16 protein-coding genes are annotated in these 21,383 nt (G+C 68.8%); 14 read left to right on the top strand and 2 right to left on the bottom strand.

Translation table 11 applies throughout. The features are described 5' to 3' along the window. The first annotated feature begins 118 nt into the window (after nt 1-118). The 3 genes from A9310_RS17710 (at nt 119) to A9310_RS17700 (ending at nt 2,693) form a co-directional block, all read left to right on the top strand. A complete protein-coding gene (locus A9310_RS17710; RefSeq protein WP_065631778.1) occupies nt 119-1,591 on the top strand; it encodes a carboxyl transferase domain-containing protein in 1,473 nt (490 codons plus the stop codon). Then, entirely contained in the window at nt 1,588-1,998 is a 411-nt protein-coding gene (locus A9310_RS17705) for an NUDIX hydrolase (RefSeq protein ID WP_065631777.1), read from the top strand. The genes A9310_RS17710 and A9310_RS17705 overlap by 4 nt, the downstream gene beginning before the upstream one ends. Before the next feature lie 74 nt (nt 1,999-2,072). After that, the gene (locus tag A9310_RS17700) at nt 2,073-2,693 is read left to right on the top strand and encodes a nitroreductase family protein (protein ID WP_065631790.1); all 621 of its coding nucleotides are present in this window, start codon (nt 2,073-2,075) and stop codon (nt 2,691-2,693) included. A gap of 15 nt (nt 2,694-2,708) precedes the next feature. Here the strand turns inward: A9310_RS17700 and A9310_RS17695 are convergent, their stop codons facing one another. Beyond that, nucleotides 2,709-3,362: a TetR/AcrR family transcriptional regulator gene (locus A9310_RS17695; protein WP_065631776.1), complete on the bottom strand. Its 654-nt coding sequence runs from the start codon at nt 3,360-3,362 to the stop codon at nt 2,709-2,711. A gap of 223 nt (nt 3,363-3,585) precedes the next feature. Between A9310_RS17695 and A9310_RS17690 the strand changes: the two genes are divergently transcribed. Continuing rightward, nucleotides 3,586-4,248 carry a DUF5336 domain-containing protein gene (locus A9310_RS17690; RefSeq protein WP_065631775.1) on the top strand — a complete coding sequence of 221 codons (663 nt, stop codon included), beginning with the start codon at nt 3,586-3,588 and terminating at the stop codon, nt 4,246-4,248. Continuing rightward, nucleotides 4,226-5,026: an SAM-dependent methyltransferase gene (locus A9310_RS17685; protein ID WP_065631774.1), complete on the top strand. Its 801-nt coding sequence runs from the start codon at nt 4,226-4,228 to the stop codon at nt 5,024-5,026. Before A9310_RS17690 ends, A9310_RS17685 begins: the two co-directional genes overlap by 23 nt. Nucleotides 5,027-5,126: 100 nt before the next feature. Here A9310_RS17685 and A9310_RS17680 read toward each other — a convergent pair whose 3' ends face one another. Continuing rightward, nucleotides 5,127-8,699 (bottom strand): indolepyruvate ferredoxin oxidoreductase family protein, encoded by a 3,573-nt coding sequence (locus A9310_RS17680; protein WP_065631773.1) that lies wholly within the window; start codon nt 8,697-8,699, stop codon nt 5,127-5,129. A gap of 224 nt (nt 8,700-8,923) precedes the next feature. Between A9310_RS17680 and A9310_RS17675 the strand changes: the two genes are divergently transcribed. From A9310_RS17675 to A9310_RS17635, 9 genes are all read left to right on the top strand, one after another. Next, entirely contained in the window at nt 8,924-10,501 is a 1,578-nt protein-coding gene (locus A9310_RS17675; RefSeq protein WP_065631772.1) for a carboxyl transferase domain-containing protein, read from the top strand. 44 nt (nt 10,502-10,545) lie between these two features. Then, entirely contained in the window at nt 10,546-12,588 is a 2,043-nt protein-coding gene (locus tag A9310_RS17670; RefSeq protein WP_065631771.1) for a biotin carboxylase N-terminal domain-containing protein, read from the top strand. Between the two features lie 10 nt (nt 12,589-12,598). Continuing rightward, nucleotides 12,599-13,744 (top strand): acyl-CoA dehydrogenase family protein, encoded by a 1,146-nt coding sequence (locus A9310_RS17665; protein ID WP_065631770.1) that lies wholly within the window; start codon nt 12,599-12,601, stop codon nt 13,742-13,744. Continuing rightward, the gene (locus tag A9310_RS17660; RefSeq protein WP_065631769.1) at nt 13,741-14,235 is read left to right on the top strand and encodes a MaoC family dehydratase; all 495 of its coding nucleotides are present in this window, start codon (nt 13,741-13,743) and stop codon (nt 14,233-14,235) included. The genes A9310_RS17665 and A9310_RS17660 overlap by 4 nt, the downstream gene beginning before the upstream one ends. A 5-nt stretch (nt 14,236-14,240) precedes the next feature. Continuing rightward, a complete protein-coding gene (locus A9310_RS17655) occupies nt 14,241-15,155 on the top strand; it encodes a CoA ester lyase (RefSeq protein WP_065631789.1) in 915 nt (304 codons plus the stop codon). 54 nt (nt 15,156-15,209) lie between these two features. Beyond that, nucleotides 15,210-16,853: an AMP-binding protein gene (locus A9310_RS17650; RefSeq protein ID WP_065631768.1), complete on the top strand. Its 1,644-nt coding sequence runs from the start codon at nt 15,210-15,212 to the stop codon at nt 16,851-16,853. Continuing rightward, nucleotides 16,850-18,844 carry an acetoacetate--CoA ligase gene (locus A9310_RS17645; RefSeq protein ID WP_065631767.1) on the top strand — a complete coding sequence of 665 codons (1,995 nt, stop codon included), beginning with the start codon at nt 16,850-16,852 and terminating at the stop codon, nt 18,842-18,844. The genes A9310_RS17650 and A9310_RS17645 overlap by 4 nt, the downstream gene beginning before the upstream one ends. A gap of 171 nt (nt 18,845-19,015) precedes the next feature. Then, nucleotides 19,016-20,215, top strand: a complete 1,200-nt coding sequence (locus A9310_RS17640; RefSeq protein WP_065631788.1) for a DUF5336 domain-containing protein — start codon at nt 19,016-19,018, stop codon at nt 20,213-20,215. Between the two features lie 144 nt (nt 20,216-20,359). Beyond that, a partial coding sequence (locus A9310_RS17635) for a DUF6350 family protein (RefSeq protein WP_254661293.1) occupies nt 20,360-21,383 on the top strand: 1,024 nt, incomplete at its 3' end.

Here is a 21,383-nt window from a genome sequence, read left to right as displayed (position 1 = left end):
GGAAAGGCTGACGAGAGTATGACACCGGGCGCCGACGGAAATCATCGCGTCGGGGCGTCGCGGAGAGTGTCGACGTCAGGCCGGAGCCACCCGGCCGCGGCGGGATACGGTGTGAGGCATGGGTGAGCGGGCACGGCTGACGGCGACAGACCTGCGCGTGATGATCGTCGACGACGGTACGTGGGAACCGTGGGATGCGCCGGTCGGTGAGCCGGCGACGACGTCCGATGGTGCGGACGACACCTATGCCATCGAGCTCGACCGGGCGCGCCGAAGGAGCGGTTCGGACGAATCGGTCACCACCGGCGCCGGCGCGATCGGCGGCCGGCGAGTGGCGATCGTGCTGGGGGAGTTCGAGTTCCTCGGCGGGTCGATCGGGCGCGATGCGGGGGCCCGGATCGTCGCGGCGGTCCGACGCGCGACACGCGAACGACTTCCGCTGCTGGCGTTTCCCGCCTCCGGAGGCACCCGGATGCAGGAGGGAACCGCGGCGTTCTTGCAGATGGTCGCCATCACGGGTGCCGTGACCGACCACAAGGCCGCCGGCCTGCCCTACCTGGTGTACCTGCGTCATCCGACCACGGGCGGGGTATTCGCGTCGTGGGGTTCGCTCGGCCACATCACCTGGGCGGAACCCGGAGCGCTCATCGGTTTTCTCGGGCCGCGCGTCTACGAAGGCCTGTACGGGGAGCCCTTTCCGGCCGATGTCCAGACCGCGGAGAATCTGGTACGCACAACGGTTGTCGACGACGTGGTCGATCCCGTCGATCTGCCGGCCCGCCTCGCCGCGGTGCTGCGACTGCTCGACGCGCGTGACCGGCCGTCGTCGGACGACTCGGTGACGGTACGTCCGCAGCGCACGCAGTCGGGGGAGCCGGAGGACACTTGGGCCTGTGTGCTCGCCACCCGCGAGGCCGGACGCGCGGGCCTGGTCGAGTTCCTGGCCGGCGGTGAGTCGGCGCCGTTGTCGGATGCCGGGCCACTGCGCTTCTCGCTCAGCGACTTCGACGGTCGGGTCGCGTTGGTCGTCGGCTACGACCGGACGTCACAGGCGGCGGGGGACCTCCCGGGGCCGCGACATCTGCGCGAGGCGCGGCGGGCGATCATGGCGGCCGGCGACCTCGGACTCCCGGTGGTCACCGTGATCGACACCCCGGGCGCGGAACTGTCGGTCGTCGCCGAGGAGGGTGGCCTCGCGGCGCAGATAGCGCGCTGCACAGTCGAATTGCTCAGTGTGCGCGTGCCAACGGTCTCGGTCCTCCTCGGGCAGGGTGCGGGCGGCGCCGCGCTCGCGCTGTTCCCCGCCGACGTCCGGGTCGCGCGCGCCGACGCCTGGCTCTCGCCGTTGCCGCCCGAGGGAGCGAGTCTCATCGTGCACCGCGATCTCGACCATGCCGGTGAGATGGCCTCGCGGCAGGGCATTCTCGCCGGGCGCATGGCCGCGCAGGGCATGATCGACCACGTCGTCGACGCCGGATCGGACGACGAAGCGCTGTCGGCGATCCGCGACTGGATCGGCCGGTACCTCGCGGGATCGCCGGTTCCGGACGACGAGGCACGAACGCGCGTGCCGACGAAAGACTCGCGATGAGCGCGCGTATCGTCGCCGTCGGGGCGCTCATCACCGACAAGTCAGGACGGATCCTGTTGATCCTGAGGCGGAACGAGCCGTCGGCCGGCCACTGGAGCCTCCCCGGCGGTCGGGTCGAACCCGGAGAGTCGCTGGAGCAGGCGGTGGTCCGCGAGGTCGAGGAGGAAACCGGATTGCGGGTGACGGTCGGCGAACCGGCCATCCGACTCGAGATCCCGGTCGGCGACGGACGGGTGTACGAGGTGCACGACTTCCGAGCCGAGATACGTTCTGGGGAACTGCGTCCAGGTGACGACGCCGCCGACGCGGCGTACTTCACACCGGCCGAGGTCCGTCGGGCGAAGGTCACGAACCGGTTGGTGGAGTACCTGGAGCAGGCCGGTGTGTTACCGCCGGAGTCGCCCTGACGGGTCGTCGGTGACGGTCCCGGCGCAGCGGGGTCGACGTGGTGCACAGAAGTGGTTTTGTGCAGGATGGAGACATGACCGATCTACTGCCCCTGGACCCTGACCAACTCCTCACCACCACCCGCTCGGTGCGCAAGCGTCTCGACTTCGAGCGTCCCGTGCCGCTCGACGTGGTCAAGGAGGCGCTCGAGGTCGCGTTGCAGGCGCCGACCGGCAGCAACAGCCAGACCTGGCACTGGATCGTGCTCACCGATCCCGACCTGAAGCAGAAGGTCGCGGATTACTACGCACAGTCGTTCGCCAAGTACTACACCGGCCAGGCTCCGCGGGACGAGACCGGTAAGCGCGTCGCGTCCAGTGCCCAGTACCTCGCCGACACGATGGGGCAGGTTCCGGTGCTGGTCATCGGCGCCATCTACACCGGCGGTGACCTGCCGGCTGGTAACCAGGCCGGTGTCTGGGGCTCGTTGCTGCCGGGCGCCTGGAGCCTGCAGCTGGCGTTGCGTGCCCGCGGCCTCGGGTCGGCGTGGACGACCCTCCATCTCAACTACGAGAAGGAGGTCGCCGAGCTTCTCGGAATCCCGGCCAACATCCATCAGGGCGTGTTGCTGCCGGTGGCCTACAGCAAGGGCACCGATTTCAAGCCTGCGCCGCGCAAGCCCCTCGACTCGGTACTCCACATCGACGGTTGGTGAGTGCGGGGTGCCGGGTCACGGCTGATCCGGCACCTCACACCGCAGTGCCGCCAACGCCATCGCGGTGAGGAGGCGGCGCAGTCCGTGCTGGTCGAAGTCGGGCAGGCGCGGCGAGGAGTTGAGCAACCCGAACATCGCGTGCACGCGCACGCGGGCTTCGTCGCGGTCGAGCGTGCCCCCGTTCTCGTCGGTCACCGCGAGGAGCACATCCACCCACCGCTCCACGTACCGGCGCTGCAGCAGCCGGACCCGGTGATTGGCGTCCGGGGTCATCGACGGCAGGTCCCGGTCCTGCACCGTGATGAGGTCGGGACGGGTGACGAGGACGTCGATGTGAAAGCCGATGAGCGCCACCAGGGTTTCCGCCGGTGAGCCACCGCGGTCGGCGACCTCGCTGCCGCCGTCGTGCAGTCGCTGACTGATGTCGATGAGCATCTCGTCGAGAAGCTCGGTCTTGGAGGAGAAGTGGCGGTACATGGCCGGGCCGCTCACCCCGACGGCTCGGCCGATGTCCTCTAGTCGCACGCCGGCGAACCCGCGCTCGGCCATCTGGTGGGCGGCGGCGGACAGCAATTCGGCACGACGGGCCGCCTTGGCCTGGGTTCGGCGCGTCGGCGGACGATTCGTGATCTCCGATTCGTCCTCGCGCGGTTCATGCGTCGCGGACATCGATCCCGAACTCTACGCGTTCGCGCGTGCGGAGATACAGCGTGTCCGACGTCGGCGCGCGGATCGCGGGGTGGGTGACCCGGTCGAATGAAAACTGCACCAGTCGGTGCTCACGAGGCCGGGAAGGGCTTAGTCTTGCGCATGATCGCGCGCCGGACGGCGGGCGCAGAACAGCCCGCGAGGGCGGCGGGCCGAGTCCCGCAGCAGCGACGAGGAGCGGATCGTGAATCCAGGCGAACCTCAGCACCCCGGCGGTCAGTGGTCAGGCGTTCCGCAGGGCCCGCCGCAGACCGGGGGCTTCGCCGGCAACCAGGATCAGACGGCCCACGTCCAGCACCCCGGCACCGGGAGTCTTCCGCCTCAGCAGTGGAACACCGGCGCGCCGTACCCGCCTCCCGGTTGGGGACAGCCGGCCCGCGGGCCACGTGCCGACCTGTCGGTGATCTTCGCGCTGGCCTCCGCGGTCGCGGGGGTCGTCACGTACTTCATGGGCTTCCTCGGATGGATCTCGGTCGGGGTCGGCGCCGAGGAGGAACTCAACCGCTGGGGAACGGATTTCGAGGAAGGACAGGGCGGTATACCCGCGTACTTCTCCTACGAGATCGTCCTGAACCCCGGCAAGTTCTTCATCATGCTCGGGGTCGTCGGCATCGCGGCGACGTTCGTGCTGGTTCCGAGCTACCGCAAGGCGCTGCCGTTCCTCGCGGTCGTCGGAGTCGCCGCATGGCTGGCCCTGTTCGCCGCGGCACTGATCACGCCACCGTTCCTCGACCTCGGTGCCGGTGCGATCGTCGGGCTGATCCTGGGATTCCTGCAGGTGGCGCTGCTCATCGCGGCGGCCTTCTTGTACGGTCTGAAGAAGGATGACTCGCCTAACCGGGGATGACGCCCCCGACGATCCGATCGTTCGCCTCCTGCGTCGTGCGGGATGTGTCTTCGCCGAAGAAGAAGCTGCGCTGCTTCGCGAACACGCCGCCGACGCAACCGAACTCGACGCGCTCTGTGCCCGACGCGTGGCCGGCGTGCCGATCGAGCATCTGGTGGGCTGGGTGCAGTTCGGCGGGTTGCGGTTGTCCGTGGGCCCGGGCGTCTTCGTGCCGCGGCAGCGTTCCCTGTTGTTGGCGCGCACCGCGATCGCCGCAGCAGATGCGTGCCGGTCGCCGACCGTAGTCGAGGCGTTCTGCGGCGTCGCACCCATCGCCGCGAGTGTTGCGGCCGCGGTGCCCGGCGTCGAACTGCATGTCGTCGATGCTGACGACACCGCCCTCGGCTTCGCGCGCCGAAACCTGCCGGGCGGGACCGGGATTCACCTCGGTGCCGGGCTCGTCCCGCTACCGGCAGCACTACGCGGCCGTCTGGACGTGATCGCCGCAGTGCCTCCCTACGTGCCCGAGTCGGCGCTCGGACTGCTGGCGCCGGAGGCGCGGGATCACGAACCGCGCGGCGCGCTGCTCGGCGGCCCGGACGGCCTCGACCACATCACGGCGTTGATCGCCGACGCCGGGAGATGGCTCGCCGTCGGCGGTGAATTGCTGATCGAGATGAACACCGCCCAGTACGACCTGGTCGCCGTCGCCCCGCCGACCAGAGCGCACTACGAGTGCGAGGTCGTCTCGGGCGACGACGGCCAGACCGCCGTGGCGCGTCTTCGGCGGGCGCGCTGAGGCCGGCCGGCTGAAAACCACCCTCCAGCGGTGGCCCGATGCCTCATGGGCGTCGGGTGCGCTGTGTCGGGCGGTTTTCAGTTGCGCTAGCTCGAAAGCCTCAGATCCCCAGCACCTCCCGCTGCCGTGCGACCGCTTCCCGGTAGCGCGCGACGTTGGCCATCTTGATCCCCTCATAACCCCGGACCATGTCCGGTAGTTCCGCGAGGTCGACGACCGCGGGTACCTGGTCCGCGCCGATGCGCCCACCCGCGAGCGCATCGAGCGCGGCGTCGACGAGTTCGCGGTATTCGACGATCAGCGCGCGTTCGGTGCGACGGATCTCGCTGCGGCCGAACGGGTCCAGTCGGGTTCCCCGGAGCCGCTTCATCTTCGCGAGCGCGCTCAGCGGGGTGTCGGCCCACGATCCCAGCGCCAGCTTCTCGCGCATCCCCATGCTGCGCAGCGTCGGCGGGTGGAGGCGCACCGCGACCTCGGCGTCGGCGCCGAACTCGTCGGCGATGCGCGCGGCGAACGCCGGGTCCTGCGTGAGCCGGGCGACCTCGTACTCGTCCTTGTAGGCCATCAGCTTGAACAGGTTCCGGGCGACGGCGGCGGTGAGCGAGGGGTCCGATGCGACGCGTCGGACGCGGTCGACCGTGTCGAGGTAGGTTCGCGCGTATCTCTCGTCGGAGTGGGCGGTCAGCTCGTCGTACCGGATCGCGATGGTGCGCCGGAGGTCGGCGTCGATATCCCCGAGCGCGCTGACCACCGCGAGGGCGTGGCGGCTCGGTTCGATCTCGGCGACCTCGCGACCGTGCAGTCCGTCGATGGTGCGAGACACGGAGTCGGGATCGGACACGACCTGCCGGCCGCGCCGGAACGCCTGGACGTTCGCGTCCACGGCCACGCCGTTGAGCTCGATCGCCCGCTCGATGGATTCCGCCGAGATGGCCAGCGCCCCGGCTTGATACGCAGCACCGACCATCAGCATGTTGGCGTACTGCTCGTCGCCGAACAAGGCTGTCGACACCGCTCCCGAATCGAGGTACACAGTCCGCGCGACCCGGGAGTCGACCGCGGAGTGGACGGCGGAGTCCGCCGGGAACCCGACCGAGGTGTCGATGACCATCAACCCGGTCGGCACCTGGGTGGTCGAGACGATCGCGACCGTCTTCTCGGGAGCGGTGACCTTGAGGTTGACCGGGTCGGTACCGACCAGCGGGTCGCACACGAGGTACAGGTCGCAGTCCTCGGACGCCACCTTCGCCGCCTGCTCCAGCGGATGCGGGGCCACCTTGATGTCGCTGACCACGGCGCCGCCCTTCTGCGCGAGCCCGGTCATGTCGACGGTCCGGGCCGAGTGGCCGTCGAGGACGGCAGCGGTGGCCAGGACCTGGGACACGGTCACCACGCCGGTACCACCGATACCCGTGATGCGCAGGGAGAAGGTGTCGCGGATGGCGGGGACCGCGGGCATCGGCAACACGGTGTCCGCCAGATCGGCTGCGCGCGTGCGGATGCGGTCGGTGCCCGGGGTGACCGTGACGAACGACGGGCAGTCGCCCTTGAGGCAGGAGAGGTCGAGGTTGCACGAACTCTGGTCGATGCGCGTCTTGCGTCCGAACTCGGTCTGGACCGGGTGCACCGAGAGGCAGTTCGACTTCTCGCCGCAGTCGCCGCACCCCTCGCAGATGCGTTCGTTGATCACGACGCGACGAGTGGGGGTGGGCATGGCGCCGCGCTTGCGCTTGCGGCGCTTCTCGGCGGCGCAGTGCTGATCGTGGACGAGCACCGAGACGCCCGCGACGCCCGCGAGTTCGGTCTGTACCTCGAGCAGGTCATCGCGGTGGCGAACCTCGACGGTGTCGGGGAGTCCCAGCGTACGAACGTGTTTCGGGTCGTCGGAGGTGACCACGACCCGGCTGACGCCTTCGTCGAGCAACAGTGACGTCAACCGCGGCAGGGTCATCCCGCCCACCGGATCCTGTCCACCGGTCATCGCGACGGTGCCGTTGTAGAGCAGCTTGTAGGTGATGTTCGCGCCCGACGCCACGGCGGCCCGCAACGCTAGCGACCCCGAGTGCGAGAAGGTTCCGTCGCCGATGTTCTGCACGAAGTGGTCCGCGGACACGAACGGGGCCATGCCGATCCACTGCGCGCCCTCGCCGCCCATCTGGGTGACCCCGGCGATGTCGCCGACCTGCCGGGGATCCATCAGCAACACCATCGCGTGACAACCGATGCCGGCGCCGACCAGGGTGTTCTCGGCGACCTTCGTCGAACTGTTGTGGGGGCAGCCGGAGCAGAAGTACGGCGTGCGCACCGCCAACGGGAGTTCGATGCGGGTGCGGCGAGCGGCTTTGCGGTCGAGCCAGATCCGCGCGGCGTCGACCCCGTGGCGGGCGAGACGGTCGGCGAGTCCTCGGGTCACCGCGTCGACGTCGAGTTCGCCGAAGCGGGAGAACAAGGTCGATCCGTCTTCATGCACCTTCCCCACGATGCGCGGGGCCCGCGGGTGGCGGAACAGGATGTCGCGCATCATCGTCTCGATGAAGTCGCGCTTCTCCTCGACCACGATGACCTCGTCGAGATCGCCGGTGGCGGTGTCGAACATGAAGCGATTCAGGATCTCTCGCTCGATCGGGTAGACCATGCCGAGCTTGAGGATGCGGATTCCGAGCCGGCGCAGATCCTCGTCGTCGATCCGCATCAGTCGCAGTGCTTCCCGGAGATCGAGGTAGGTCTTTCCCGCGGCGACGATGCCGATGCGGTCGTCGGGACTCGAGACCACGATCCGGTTGAGGCCGTTGAGCCGTGCGTACTCCTGCGCACGCGGGAGCCGGGTGGTCAGCTGATTCTGTTCGAGTTCCATGAGATGGGCGCCGAGCAGTCGTCCGCTGGGCACGTGGGGGCTCGTCCCGAGGTCGCCGTAGACGGGCACTATGCGGTCCGGGTCGACGCGTGCGGTCGACGCGCCGTCCGCGACGTGCGCGGAGATCTTGAGCGAGGTCCAGACCCCGCTGGTGCGACTCATGAGCGCCGCATGGACACCGAGATCCAGGATGTCCTGGGAATCGGCCGGATAGAGGATCGGGATGTAGAGGTCGGCCAGCGCCATCTCCGACGCGCACGGGACCGTCGAGGATTTCGCGCCCGGGTCGTCACCGACGAGCGCGACGGCGCCACCGGCGGAATGGGTTCCGATGAGGTTCGCGTGCCGCAGGGCGTCCGTCGCGCGATCGAGACCGGGCGCCTTGCCGTACCAGTATCCGACGACGCCGTCGCGGGGGAGCCCGTCCGCGGACGGCGTCAATTCGGCACCGCCGATGACCTGTGCGGCGAGCTGTGAACCCATCACCGAGGTCGCGGCGAGCTCTTCGTTGAGACCGGGCCGGTGGATGACGTCGTACGGGGCGAGATGCTCGTGCCGTCGGGCGAGTTCGAGATCGTAACCGGCGAGGGGAGAGCCCTCGTAGCCGGAGATGAACGAGGCGGTCCGGAGGCCGGAACGGCGGTCGACGCGAGCGCGGTCGCGGACCATGCGTACCAGGGCCTGGATGCCGGTGAGGTAGATGTCGCCGGACTCGCGGGTGTAGCGGTCGTCGAGCGAGAACCCGGTGGCTGCCGTCTCGGGCGGCGTGCCGGGGGTCGGGACGTGCTCGGAGCGAGCGCGGTCGTCTGCGAGGGTCATGGGGTCACCTGGCCTTCTATGTGCGGTGGCCGGTCCGGGGTTCCGGGGTGTCGGCGCATCGGTTGTGTCGGCCCGGGGTGGTGGGCCTGCCACAACAGTACGAGAAGACGTGATGCGCGTCACGTAGGTCATGTCGACGCAGTGGACGAACCCGGGGCGTGACATGGGCCACTTCATCGCGTACGATCACTTTCAGTTAATCATTACTAACTGAAGGGTCGACGGTGACCAGCACGCTCGACGGCTTCCGGGCCGCACACCAGCGCAATCTCGACCTGCTCGACGAACGCCTGCGAGAGGTGTCCGCCGGCGGCGGCGCGAAGGCTCGTGATCGCCACGTCGCTCGCGGAAAGTTGCTCCCGCGGGACCGGGTCGACGGGCTGCTCGACGTCGGGTCGCCGTTCATCGAGGTGGCCCCGCTCGCGGCCTTCGGGATGTACGGCGGCAAGGTGCCCGCCGCCGGGGTCATCGCCGGCGTGGGGCGCGTCGCGGGTCGCGAGTGCATGATCGTCGCCAACGACGCCACGGTCTCCGGCGGCACGTACTACCCGGTCACGGTCAAGAAGCATCTGCGTGCGCAGGAGATCGCGGCGGCCAACCGGCTCCCGTGCATCTACCTCGTCGACTCGGGCGGCGCGATGTTGCTCCAGCAGGACGAGGTGTTCCCCGACCGGGATCACTTCGGACGGATCTTCTTCAATCAGGCGACCATGAGCGCCGCCGGCATCCCGCAGATCGCCGCGGTTCTCGGGTCGTCGACCGCCGGCGGGGCCTACGTCCCGGCGATGAGCGACGAGACGGTGATCGTGCGCAATCAGGGCACCATCTTCCTCGCGGGTCCGCCGCTGGTGAAGGCGGCGACCGGGGAGGATGTCTCCGCCGAGGACCTGGGCGGTGGTGCGATGCACTCATCGGTCTCCGGTGTCACCGACCACCTCGTCGACAACGACCAGCAGGCGCTCGCCAAGGTCCGCGAGATCGTCGCGACCCTCGGGCCCCGTGAGGCGCCACAGTGGGAGACGATCCCGGTCCGTGAGCCGGTGCGGCCGCAGACCGACATCTACGACGTGGTGCCCACCGACCCGCGAACTCCGTACGACGTCCGGTCGGTCATCGAGATCCTGTGCGACGGAGGGGAATACAACGAGTTCAAGGCGAACTACGGCACCAGTCTGGTGACGGCGTTCGCGCACCTGCACGGTCACCCGGTGGGGATCGTCGCCAACAACGGTGTCCTGTTCAGCGAATCCGCGCTGAAGGGAGCTCATTTCATCGAACTGTGCGACCAGCGTCGCATCCCGTTGCTGTTCCTGCAGAACATCACGGGCTTCATGGTCGGCAAGGCCTACGAGCAGGGCGGCATCGCCAAGAACGGGGCCAAGATGGTCAACGCCGTGGCGTGCGCACGCGTGCCCAAGTTCACCGTCATGGTCGGCGGCTCCTTCGGCGCGGGCAACTACTCGATGTGCGGACGCGCGTACTCGCCCAGATTCCTCTGGATGTGGCCCAACGCCCGCATCTCGGTCATGGGCGGACCGCAGGCCGCCGACACCCTCGGAACGGTGCGACGCAACCAGATCGAGCGATCCGGTGCGGAATGGTCCACCGAGGACGAGGAAGCGTTCAAGGCCCCGATCCGCGAACAGTTCGAACAACAGTCGGATGCCTACTACTCGACGGCCCGGCTGTGGGACGACGGCATCGTCGACCCCGCGCAGACCCGGACACTGCTCGGCCTCGCCCTCGAAACCGCCCGGTACGCCCCGCTCGCCGATCCGCGCTATGGCGTCTTCCGGATGTGACCGCCGATGCCGACGCCGCTCCGCCTACCCCGAGGACTTCGACCGTGAGTACCAGACCCATCCGCAGCGTCCTGGTGGCCAACCGTGGTGAGATCGCCTGCCGGGTGATCGACACCCTGCGCCACATGGGAATCCGCAGTATCGCCGTCTATTCCGACGCCGACGCGCAGGCGCGCCACGTCCGGGAGGCCGACGTCGCCGTGCACATCGGCCCGGCCGCCGCCACCCAGAGCTACCTCGACATCGCAAAAGTGGTCGACGCGGCACGCAAGACCGGTGCCGACGCCGTCCACCCGGGCTACGGATTCCTGTCGGAGAACCAGAAGTTCGCGGCCGCTCTGGCGGAGGCGGGCATCGTCTTCATCGGGCCGCCCGCGGAGGCGATCGCGACGATGGGAGACAAGATCACGGCCCGGGCCGCCGTCACCGCTCGCGACGTGCCGGTGGTGCCGGGTCTGTCGCGCCCCGGCCTGACCGACGACGACCTCATCGCCGCGGCACCCGACATCGGGTTCCCGGTTCTCATCAAGCCCAGTGCGGGTGGCGGTGGCAAGGGGATGCATCGCGTGGCCGAGGCGTCGGAGCTGCCGGCCGCGCTGGAGCGGGCCCGCCGTGAGGCCGCCGCCGCGTTCGGCGACGACGCGCTGTTCCTCGAGCATTTCGTCGACACCCCGCGCCACATCGAGGTGCAGGTCCTCGCCGATCAGCACGGGAACGTCATCCACCTCGGCGAGCGCGAGTGCTCATTGCAGCGGCGGCACCAGAAGGTGATCGAGGAGGCGCCGTCGGCGCTGCTCGACGCCGAGACCCGTGCTCGCATCGGTGAGGCCGCGTGCGATGCCGCGCGCAGTGTCGGCTACACCGGGGCGGGCACGGTCGAGTTCATCGTGTCGGCGCACCGGCCCGACGAGTTCTTCTTCATGGAGATGAACACCCGCCTGCAGGTCGAGCACCCGGTGACCGAGCTCGTCACCGGAGTCGACCTCGTGGAACAACAGATCCGCGTCGCCCGCGGAGAAGTCCTGGGTCTGACGCAGGACACGATCACCCTCAGCGGCCACGCGATCGAGGCACGCGTGTACGCCGAGGACCCGGCACGCGGTTTCCTGCCGACCGGCGGGACGATCGAGCATCTCGTCCATCCCGACACCTCGGCCGGTGGCGGCATCCGCGTCGACTCGGCCATGCTCGACGGATTGCGCGTCGGCAGTGACTACGACCCGATGCTCGCGAAGATCATCGCGTACGGTGCCGACCGGGAGGAGGCGCTCGAACGTCTCGACCAGGCACTGGCCCACACGCGCGTGCTGGGCGTGGTCACCAACATCGACTTCTGCCGCTTCGTCCTGCGTCAGCAGGCGGTCGTGGACGCCGACCTCGACACCGAGCTGTTGGACCGCCTCGTCATCGATTACGCTGCGCCGGAGCCCATTCCCGAGGCGCAGGTGCTCGTGGGTCTGGCGCGGATCGGCGCTCGCGATGCCGACGACGTCTGGTCCTCGGCGGTCGGATGGCGGGTCGGTCGATCCGCTCCGGTCCGCACCCGCCTCGTCGCCGGCGGACGGCATTCGACGGTGGCCATCCAGGTCGATGCCGCCGACGAATGGTCCGTCTCGGGAACCGCCACCGTCACGTTCGACGACGACGCCGAGGCGTCGTGGACCGGGCACGTGGTCTACCAGCCGGCGCAGCCCGGCGACGGGCGCGGCTCGGACCGCCTGGTCGTCGACGGGGTGACGCAGTCGTGGTCGAGTGTTCGCGTCGGGGAGAGCTGGTGGGTGGGAGGGCCGTCGGGCACCTGGGTCCTCGAACTCGCGAAGCCCCTGCTCGACGAGGCCGCCGACGAGCACGCCGGCGAGATCACCAGTCCCATGCCGGGCACCGTGGTCGCCGTCGCCGCCGAGATCGGGGCCGACGTCACCGCCGGCCAGTCGATCGTCGTCGTCGAGGCGATGAAGATGGAACATGCACTCACCGCGCCGGTGGACGGCACCGTCGACATCTCCGTGAAGGTGGGGGACAAGGTCGACGCGGGACAGATCCTCGCCGTCGTCACCGCACCCGAATCAACTGTCGACTCCCAGTAGAAGGGCTCACATGGAACTCACCCAGGAGTACACCGACCTCATCGCGACGGTCCGCGACTTCGCGCAGACCGTGGTGGCGCCGGTGGCCGCGAAACACGATGCCGAGCACAGCTTTCCGTACGACGTCGTCGCCCAGATGGGCAAGATGGGACTGTTCGGTCTCCCCTTCGACGAGAAATACGGCGGCATGGGCGGCGACTACTTCGCCCTGTCGCTCGCGCTGGAGGAACTCGCCAAGGTCGACCAGTCCGTCGCCATCACCCTCGAAGCCGGGGTGAGTCTGGGCGCCATGCCGATCTACCGATTCGGCAGCGAGGAGCAGAAAGAGCAGTACCTCCCCGAACTCACGGCGGGCACGGCGCTCGCCGGCTTCGGGCTGACCGAACCCGGGGCGGGTTCGGATGCCGGGGCCACCGCGACCACGGCCCGTGACGACGGTGACTCGTGGATCATCAACGGCGGCAAGCAGTTCATCACCAACTCGGGGACCGACATCACCTCACTGGTGACGGTGACCGCGGTGACCGGGGTGAAGGAGAACGGCAAGAAGGAGATCTCCACCATCATCGTGCCGTCCGGCACCCCGGGTTTCACCGCCGAGCCGGCGTACAACAAGGTCGGGTGGAATGCCTCGGACACCCATCCGCTGACCTTCACCGACGTACGCGTTCCCAAGGAGAACCTGCTCGGTGTCCGCGGCCGCGGATACGCCAACTTCCTGTCCATCCTCGACGAGGGGCGGATCGCCATCGCAGCCCTCGCCACCGGCGTCGCCCAGGGGTGCGTCGACGAGAGCGTGAAGTACGCCAAGGAGCGACAGTCCTTCGGCAAGGCGATCGGTGAGTACCAGTCGGTGTCCTTCGCGATCGCCCGGATGGAGGCGCGCGCCCACGTCGCGCGGACCGCCTACTACGACGCGGCGGCGAAGATGTTGGCGGGCAAGCCCTTCAAGAAGGAGGCGTCGATCGCCAAGATGATCGCCAGTGAGGCGGCGATGGACAACGCCCGGATGGCCACGCAGATCCACGGCGGGTACGGCTTCATGAACGAATATCCCGTCGCCCGGCACTACCGCGATTCGAAGATCCTCGAGATCGGTGAAGGCACGACCGAGGTGCAGCTCATGCTCATCGCGCGCGAGTTGGGGTTCGCATGAGCGACACCACCGGCGGGCGTCGAATCGTACAGCGCGGGTTGTGGTTCGAGGAGTTCGAGGAGGGCACGATCTACGAACACCGGCCCGGACGCACTGTCACCGAGGCCGACAACGTGCTGTTCACGACACTGACCATGAACACGCAGGCGCTCCACCTCGACGCCGCCTGGTCGGCCGAACAGCCGGGTTTCGGCGGGCAACGCCTGATCAACTCCATGTTCACCCTCTCGACGATCGTGGGATTGTCGGTCTCCCAACTCACCCAGGGCACCCTCGTGGCGAACCTGGGCTTCAGCGAGGTCGCCTTCCCGGCGCCGTTGTTCGCCGGCGACACCCTGTACGCGGAGACCGAGTGCACCGGTAAACGCGAATCGCGGTCCCGTCCGGGTGAGGGCGTGGTGAACTTGACCCACATCGGACGCAACCAGCACGGCGAGGTCGTCGCCCGCGCCGCACGAGCAACGCTGGTGCGCAGGCAACGGACGGAGTGACGACGATGTTCTTCGAGGACCCACCCGGCGGCCCGGTCGCGGGTTCCGGACTGTCGGGGCAGCTCACCAACGCGTGGCTGCCGCCCGGGCCGGCGATGTTGTTCTGCCCGGCGGACCGTCCCGAGCGATACCAGAAGGCCCTCGACCGGGCCGACGTCGTCATCCTCGACCTCGAGGACGCGGTGTCGCCGACGAACCGCGTCGCAGCCCGCGAGGCTCTCGTCGCCAATCCGGTCGATCCGGACCGCACCATCGTGCGGATCAACCCGGCCGGTACCGGCGACTACCGGCGCGATCTCGCGGCCGTCTCGGAGACGAACTACCGGGTGGTGATGCAGGCCAAGGCCGAGGACGTGTCCTCGATCCTGGACACCGCGTTCCAGACGATCGCACTGATCGAGACGCCGCTCGGCGCGACCCGCGCCCGCGACATCGCCGCCACCTCCAACTGCATCGGACTGATGTGGGGGGCAGAGGATCTCGTCGCGGGTCTCGGCGGCACGTCGAGCCGGTTCGGTCCGGGTGAACCCCGGCCGGGTGAGTACCGGGACGTCGCGAGCTGGGTCCGGTCGATGGTCCGCATCGCGGCCGCCGCGTACGGGAAGTTCGCCGTCGACTCGGTGCACCTCGACATCTCCGACGTCGACGGACTCGTCGCCGAGGTCCGCGACGCGGTGGCCCTGGGTTACACCGCGACCGCATGCATCCATCCGTCCCAGGTCGATCACATCCGGAACGGTTACCGGCCGTCGGACGAGGCGGTCGAATGGGCGCGCAAGGTCCTCGACGGTGCGGCCGAACACGCGGGCGGGGTGTTCAGCCTCGACGGTCAGATGATCGACGGGCCGGTCCTGCGCCAGGCGGAGGTCGTCCTGTCCCGTGTGAGCGGTACGCGTACCGATCCCGCCCCCGAGAACTGACGAAGCCCCCGACCATCCGGGCATCCACCCCCCGAGAACAGACCGGAGCAGAACATGAGCACCGAGGCTCACCCGAAGCCTGCACACACGCGCGGTGAGGAGACACCGGCACTGCTTACCGAGACCATCGGAGCCACCCTGGCCCGAACCGTCGCGGACCACGGCGAGCGAACCGCGTTGATCGACGCCGCCGCACGACGGGAATGGCGATACACCGAGTTCCACCGTGACGTGCGCGCGCTCGCGGCCGGACTGCTACGACTCGGCGTGTCGGTGGGCGACCGCGTCGGGCTGTGGTCGCCGAACCGGTTCGAATGGGTGTTGACCCAGTACGCCGCGGCCGAGATCGGCGCCGTGCTGGTCAATCTTAATCCCGCGTACCGCCAGAACGAGATCGAGTACGCGCTGCAGCAGTCCGGGACGAGCGTCGTCCTGGCCGCCGAGAGCTTCAAGGACTCGGCCTATTCGGCGATGCTCGAACAGGCCCGGCCGCAGTGCCCGGAGCTGCGCGAAGTGGTTCTGTTCGAATCCCCCGGCTGGGATGCGCTGTGCGTCGAGCCGAGTGCCGACGAGCTCGCACGCGTCGACGAGATCGCTGCGTCGCTCTCACCCGACGACCCTATCAACATCCAGTACACCTCGGGTACAACGGGTTTCCCGAAGGGTGCGACGCTGTCACATCGGAACATCGGGAACAACGGGTATCTCGTCGGCGAACTGCTGAACTACACCGCCGACGACCGGATCTGCCTACCCGTGCCCTTCTACCACTGCTTCGGCATGGTGATGGGCAACCTCGCGGCGACGAGTCACGGTGCGGCGATGGTGATTCCGGCGCCGGCCTTCGACCCGCGGGCCACCCTCGAGGCGGTCGCGGAGTACCGCTGCACCAGCCTCTACGGCGTGCCCACCATGTTCATCGCCGAACTCGGCCTGCTCGACGACGGGCTCGACATCGACCTGTCGAGCCTGCGTACCGGCATCATGGCGGGGTCGCCGTGCCCCGAGTACGTCATGCGGCAGGTCGTCGACCGCATGCACATGCGTGAGGTGTCGATCTGTTACGGCATGACCGAGACGTCGCCGGTGTCGACGCAGACGCGGGTCGACGATCCCCTCGAATTGCGTGTGACCACCGTCGGGCAGGTCGGCCCGCACCTGGAGATCAAGGTCGTCGATCCCGGGACCGGGGAGACCTCGGCGCGCGGCGAGACGGGCGAATTGTGTACGCGCGGTTACTCGGTGATGACCGGGTACTGGAACGACCCGGAGAAGACGGCCGAGGCCATCGACGCCGACGGGTGGATGCACACCGGCGACCTCGCCGACATGGACGAGAACGGTTATGTCCGGATCACCGGGCGCATCAAGGACATGGTGATCCGCGGCGGGGAGAACATCTACCCGCGCGAGATCGAGGAGTTCCTCTACACCCATCCCGACATCCTCGACGCCCAGGTGATCGGGGTGCCCGACGTGAAATACGGCGAGGAGCTGATGGCCTGGGTGCGGTTGCGCGACAACGCCACCGAGTTCACCGCCGACGACCTGCGCGAGTTCGCGACCGGCAAGATCGCGCGACACAAGATCCCGCGGTACGTCCATGTGGTCGAGGAGTTCCCGATGACCGTCACCGGGAAGGTCCGCAAGGTGGCGATGCGCGACGAGGCGGTCTCGATCCTCGAGCAGTTGCGATGAGCACGTCGAGGACTGCGGAGCAGGTCACGASCACCCAGATGGACCGGTTCGGCCGCTTCGTCGCCGAGCGTTTCGAGACCGGGCGGTTCGAGACCGACACAGACTATTACGGCGATCTGTGGTCGTGGTCGGTGGAACACCCGGCCCGGTTCTGGCGTGCCGTATGGGAATTCTTCGACCTCGACGCCCTCGCCGCGGAACCGCTCGGGCCCGGGGACGAGGCGGTGCTCGCCGACGACCGGATGCCCGGTGCGGTCTGGTTCCCCGGGATGCGGCTGAACTACGTCGATCAGATCCTGCGGCACGCCGCCCTGCCCGGCGCCGCGATCGTGGGCATCGACGAGGCCGGTGACCGTTCCGAGATCGCGTGGGCGGAACTGCCGGCGCAGGTCGCGGGCCTGGCCGCGACCCTGCGTGCGCGCGGAGTGGGGTCGGGGGACGTGGTGGCCGCCTACCTCCCCGACATCCCGGAGGCCGTCATCGCCTTCCTGGCCACCGCATCCCTGGGCGCGATCTGGTCCGGATGTGGCCAGGACTATGCCCCGCAGGGGGCAGCCGGCCGACTCGGCCAACTCGCACCCAAGGTCCTGTTCACCGCCGCCGGATATCGCTACAACGGCAAGGTCGTCGACAAGCGCGCCGACAGCGCCGAGCTCGCCGGGCTACTGCCGGACCTGGTCGCGCACATCACGATCGGCGCGACCGAGGAGTCCTCGTCGGCCCTCGACTATGCCGACGCCGTCACCAGCGACCCCGGCGACTTCCACCCCGTCAAGGTGCCCTTCGACCATCCGCTCTGGGTGCTGTTCAGTTCCGGCACCACCGGACGCCCCAAGGGCATCGTGCACGGACACGGGGGAGTCCTGCTGGAGCACCTGAAAGCCGGTGCGCTCCACGGCGATCTGTCGGCAGACGACGTGTTCTTCTGGCAGACGGCCCTCAGCTGGATGATGTGGAACTATCAGGTCGCCGGACTTCTCTGCGGTTCGCGGATCGTCTGTTACAGCGGTTCGCCCCTGTACCCGGACGCCGACCGCCTGTGGCAGGTCGTCGACGACGAGCACGTCACCTACTTCGGCACGAGTCCCGGTCAGCTGCAGGCCTCGCGGAAGGCGGGTCTGGAACCGGGTCGCCGGCACGACCTCGGTCGGTTGCGCACTCTCGGGAGTACCGGATCATCGCTCGCCGCAGATCTTTTCACCTGGGTCGACGACCACGTCGGGTCCGGGTTGCCCATCTCGTCGATCAGCGGCGGCACCGACATCGTGTCCGCATTCGCCGGCGGCTCCACCGGTGTACCGGTCGTCCCGGGGGAGCTGTCGGTGCGCTACCTCGGTGTGGCACTGGAGAGTTGGTCGCCCGACGCACGCCCGCTGGTGGGGGAGGTGGGTGAACTCGTCGTCACCGCGCCGATGCCGTCGATGCCCGTGAGCTTCTGGGACGATCCCGACGGTGCGCGCTACCGCGCGGCCTATTTCGCCCACGAATGGGAGGGCGGTGCGTCGAATCCGGACAAGCCGGTCTGGCGGCACGGCGACTGGGTGACGGTGACCGAACGTGGGTCGCTCGTGATCCACGGCCGCAGCGACGCGACGTTGAACCGCCACGGGATCCGGATGGGATCGGCCGACATCTACGAGGTCGTCGAAGCGCTCGACGAGATCGCCGAGGCCTTCGTGCTCGGTGTCGACGGACCGGACGGCGCCTACTGGATGCCGCTGTTCGTCACCCTGGTCCCCGGCGCGACGCTCGACGACGCGCTGATCGGCCGGATCGCGGGCGCGGTCCGCGACCGCCTCTCCAAACGCCATGTGCCCGAAGAGGTCATCGAGGCCCCCGGGATTCCGCACACCCGGACCGGAAAGAAGCTCGAGGTTCCGGTCACCGCGATTCTGGCGGGCCGTTCCGAGGTCAACATCGACCCCAAGGCGGTCGACGACTACGCGCTGATCAACTGGTACGCCGAGCAAGGGCGCGCGCATCGCTGGTGAGCGGGATTCGTGGCCCGGCGGGGCGACCCCGATGTGCAAGGGTCATGGGACCCGGCTGGTATGTGTACTAGCGTGGTCGATAGTTCTGCGCTCGTGGGGGGCGACGGCCGGACGCCGTCACCTCGACGCGACCCGCTGATCCTGACCGACCGACCCGACCAGGAGATCGTCATGACCTACCCACCCGGCGGCTACGGGCAGCAGCAGCCCGAGTCCGGCCAGTCCTACGGCCAGTACGGCAATCAATCCGGATATCCCCAGTCCGGCGCGCACAACACGGGTCCGCAGGCGAGCCCCGCGCCCGGTTCCGATCAGTACGGTCAGGCCCAGCAGTACGGGGGTCAGCAGTACGGGGGCCAGCAGTACGGTCAGAGCGGACAGTCCTACGGCCAGGGGCAGCCGGGTTACGGCCAGAGCCCCGCGCCGGGATATGGCCAGCAGGGATACGGCCAGCAGGGGTACGGCCAACCCGGATACGGCCAAGACCAGCAGGGCCAGCAGGGCTACGGCCAGTACGGATACTCCCCGCAGCCGACCAAGACGCCGAGTCAGGGACTGCCGGCCATCACCCCGGTTCTCCTCGCCGCCGCGATCGGCGCCTTCGGCCTCATCGTCCTCTTCAGCGGGTTCCTGTCCGCCGCCGAGACCTATGACTTCGCGCTCAAGCTGTTCCAGACCCAGTACAACGCGCCGTACACGCTGATCAGCGTTGCCGGAATCCTGGCGCTCATCTCGCTGATCCCGGGCATCAAGGTGCCTGCGGCGCCGATCGTGGCGTCGCTGGCGATCACCTCGTTCCTGATCACGCTGTTCCAGTTCCTCAACATCGACGACAACGGTGCCGGGGCGATCGTGCTGCTGATCTTCACCCTCCTGTCCGCGGTCCTCGCGGTCGTGTGGTTGCTCGTCGACGCCGGCGTCATCAAGGTGGCGCCCGCGGTGGGCTCGGCAACCGCAGCGGTGGCCCCCGGCTCGTCGGCCGCGCAGTCCGACACCGGCGCTCACCAGCAGACCGGTGGCTACGGCGACGCGCAGACCACCGCCTACGGCACCGGCAGCGCGCAGGCTCAAYACGGCCAGCAGTCGTCGGCGAACTACGACCCGTCGGCCTACTCGCAGTCGTCGGGCGCGTCGACCGCCGGTCAGAGCGGTTACTCCGGCGGTGCGAGCGAATCGTCGGCATCGGCCTCCGGTCACGGCGAGTCGGGCTACGGGGACTACCGTCCCGGCCAGTACGCGGCCGGCGCCGCGGGCGCATCCCCGGCCGCGCCCGGTGGATCCGCTGGCCCCTCGGGCACCGACACCCCGGCCGGAGACCACTCGACCACGGTCTTCCAGAAGCCGGAACCGCCCACCGGCAGCGGCAACTGACAGAACCCCCACAGTGCCCCGTCGACCATCGGTCGACGGGGCACTGTCGTCGTGCGGACGGTCCAGCGGTGAGCTGACTCCCTTTCGCAGCCCGCTCGGCGCGTCTACGACGGCCTCGGCCGGGACCGTGTCAGGCTCATGACGATGCCCTCCCTCAAGTCGGAACCGACCACGGACAATCTGGCGTCGCAGCTGCGTAACCTGCGGCGATCCCGTCGTGCGCAGCGCACGGCGGCCGAGGGCTCGGCCCGGCAGCTCGCGGTTGTCGCGTTCACCGTTCCTGCGATCGCACTGGTGACGCTCATCGTCGTGATGCTCTCGGTGCTGCTGCTGGCCGGCAGCGGCCTGACCGGACTGCCGAGTGCGATCGCCTCGGGCTGGCTGGCCATCCACCAGGTGCCGGTCACGATCAGCGGGGTCACCATAGGCGTGCTGCCGCTGCTGCCGACGCTCGCGGTCGCTGCCGGCACTGCCTGGCTGACGGCCCGGGCTGTGGCCGGTGGCACGAACTCGAACGAACGCGATCGGCACGACCTGTTCGACCTCGGCGCCGTCGTGTTCTCGGCGGTGATCGGTCCCGTTCTCATCACCGCGATGTCCCTGGCGGTCGTCATGGACGGCGGGTCGGTCCTGCCGGTGCAGACGCCCAACGCGCTGCTGGCGTTCCTCTACACCCTCGGCGTCCACGGCGGTGCGGCTATCGCCGGTGTCGTGTGGAGCCGACGACGCGACTTCGCCGTCCGCGGGGGCGTGACCCACGCCGATCGTCGCGGTTTCCGGTACGGGCTGGTGGCGGCCCTGCTGCTACTGGTCACCGGAGCCGTGCTGGTGTGTCTGCGCATGTTGATGAGGCACGGGCAGATCGGTGAACTGATCGAGACCGGTTACGACTTCGACGGGTTCCTGGGACTCACCCTGCTGTCGATGCTCTACCTCCCGAACGTGATGGTCGCCGCGATGGCGGTGCTCGTGGGTTCCGACGTCCAGATCGGTGCGACTACCGTCGACCTGTTCACGGTCCGCGGTGACGCCGTCCCGCCCGTCCCGGTTCTCGCGGTCCTTCCCGACGGGCCGGGTGCCGGGGCATGGGGATTCGTCGGACTGCTCGTGCCGGCCGGGGTCGCCGCGTTCGTCGGCTGGCGATGCCGCGACCTCGATCCCCGATCCC

Source organism: Gordonia sp. UCD-TK1 (assembly GCF_001691435.1).
Lineage (GTDB): Bacteria > Actinomycetota > Actinomycetes > Mycobacteriales > Mycobacteriaceae > Gordonia > Gordonia hongkongensis.
This window is presented reverse-complemented; position numbering and strand designations above follow the sequence as displayed.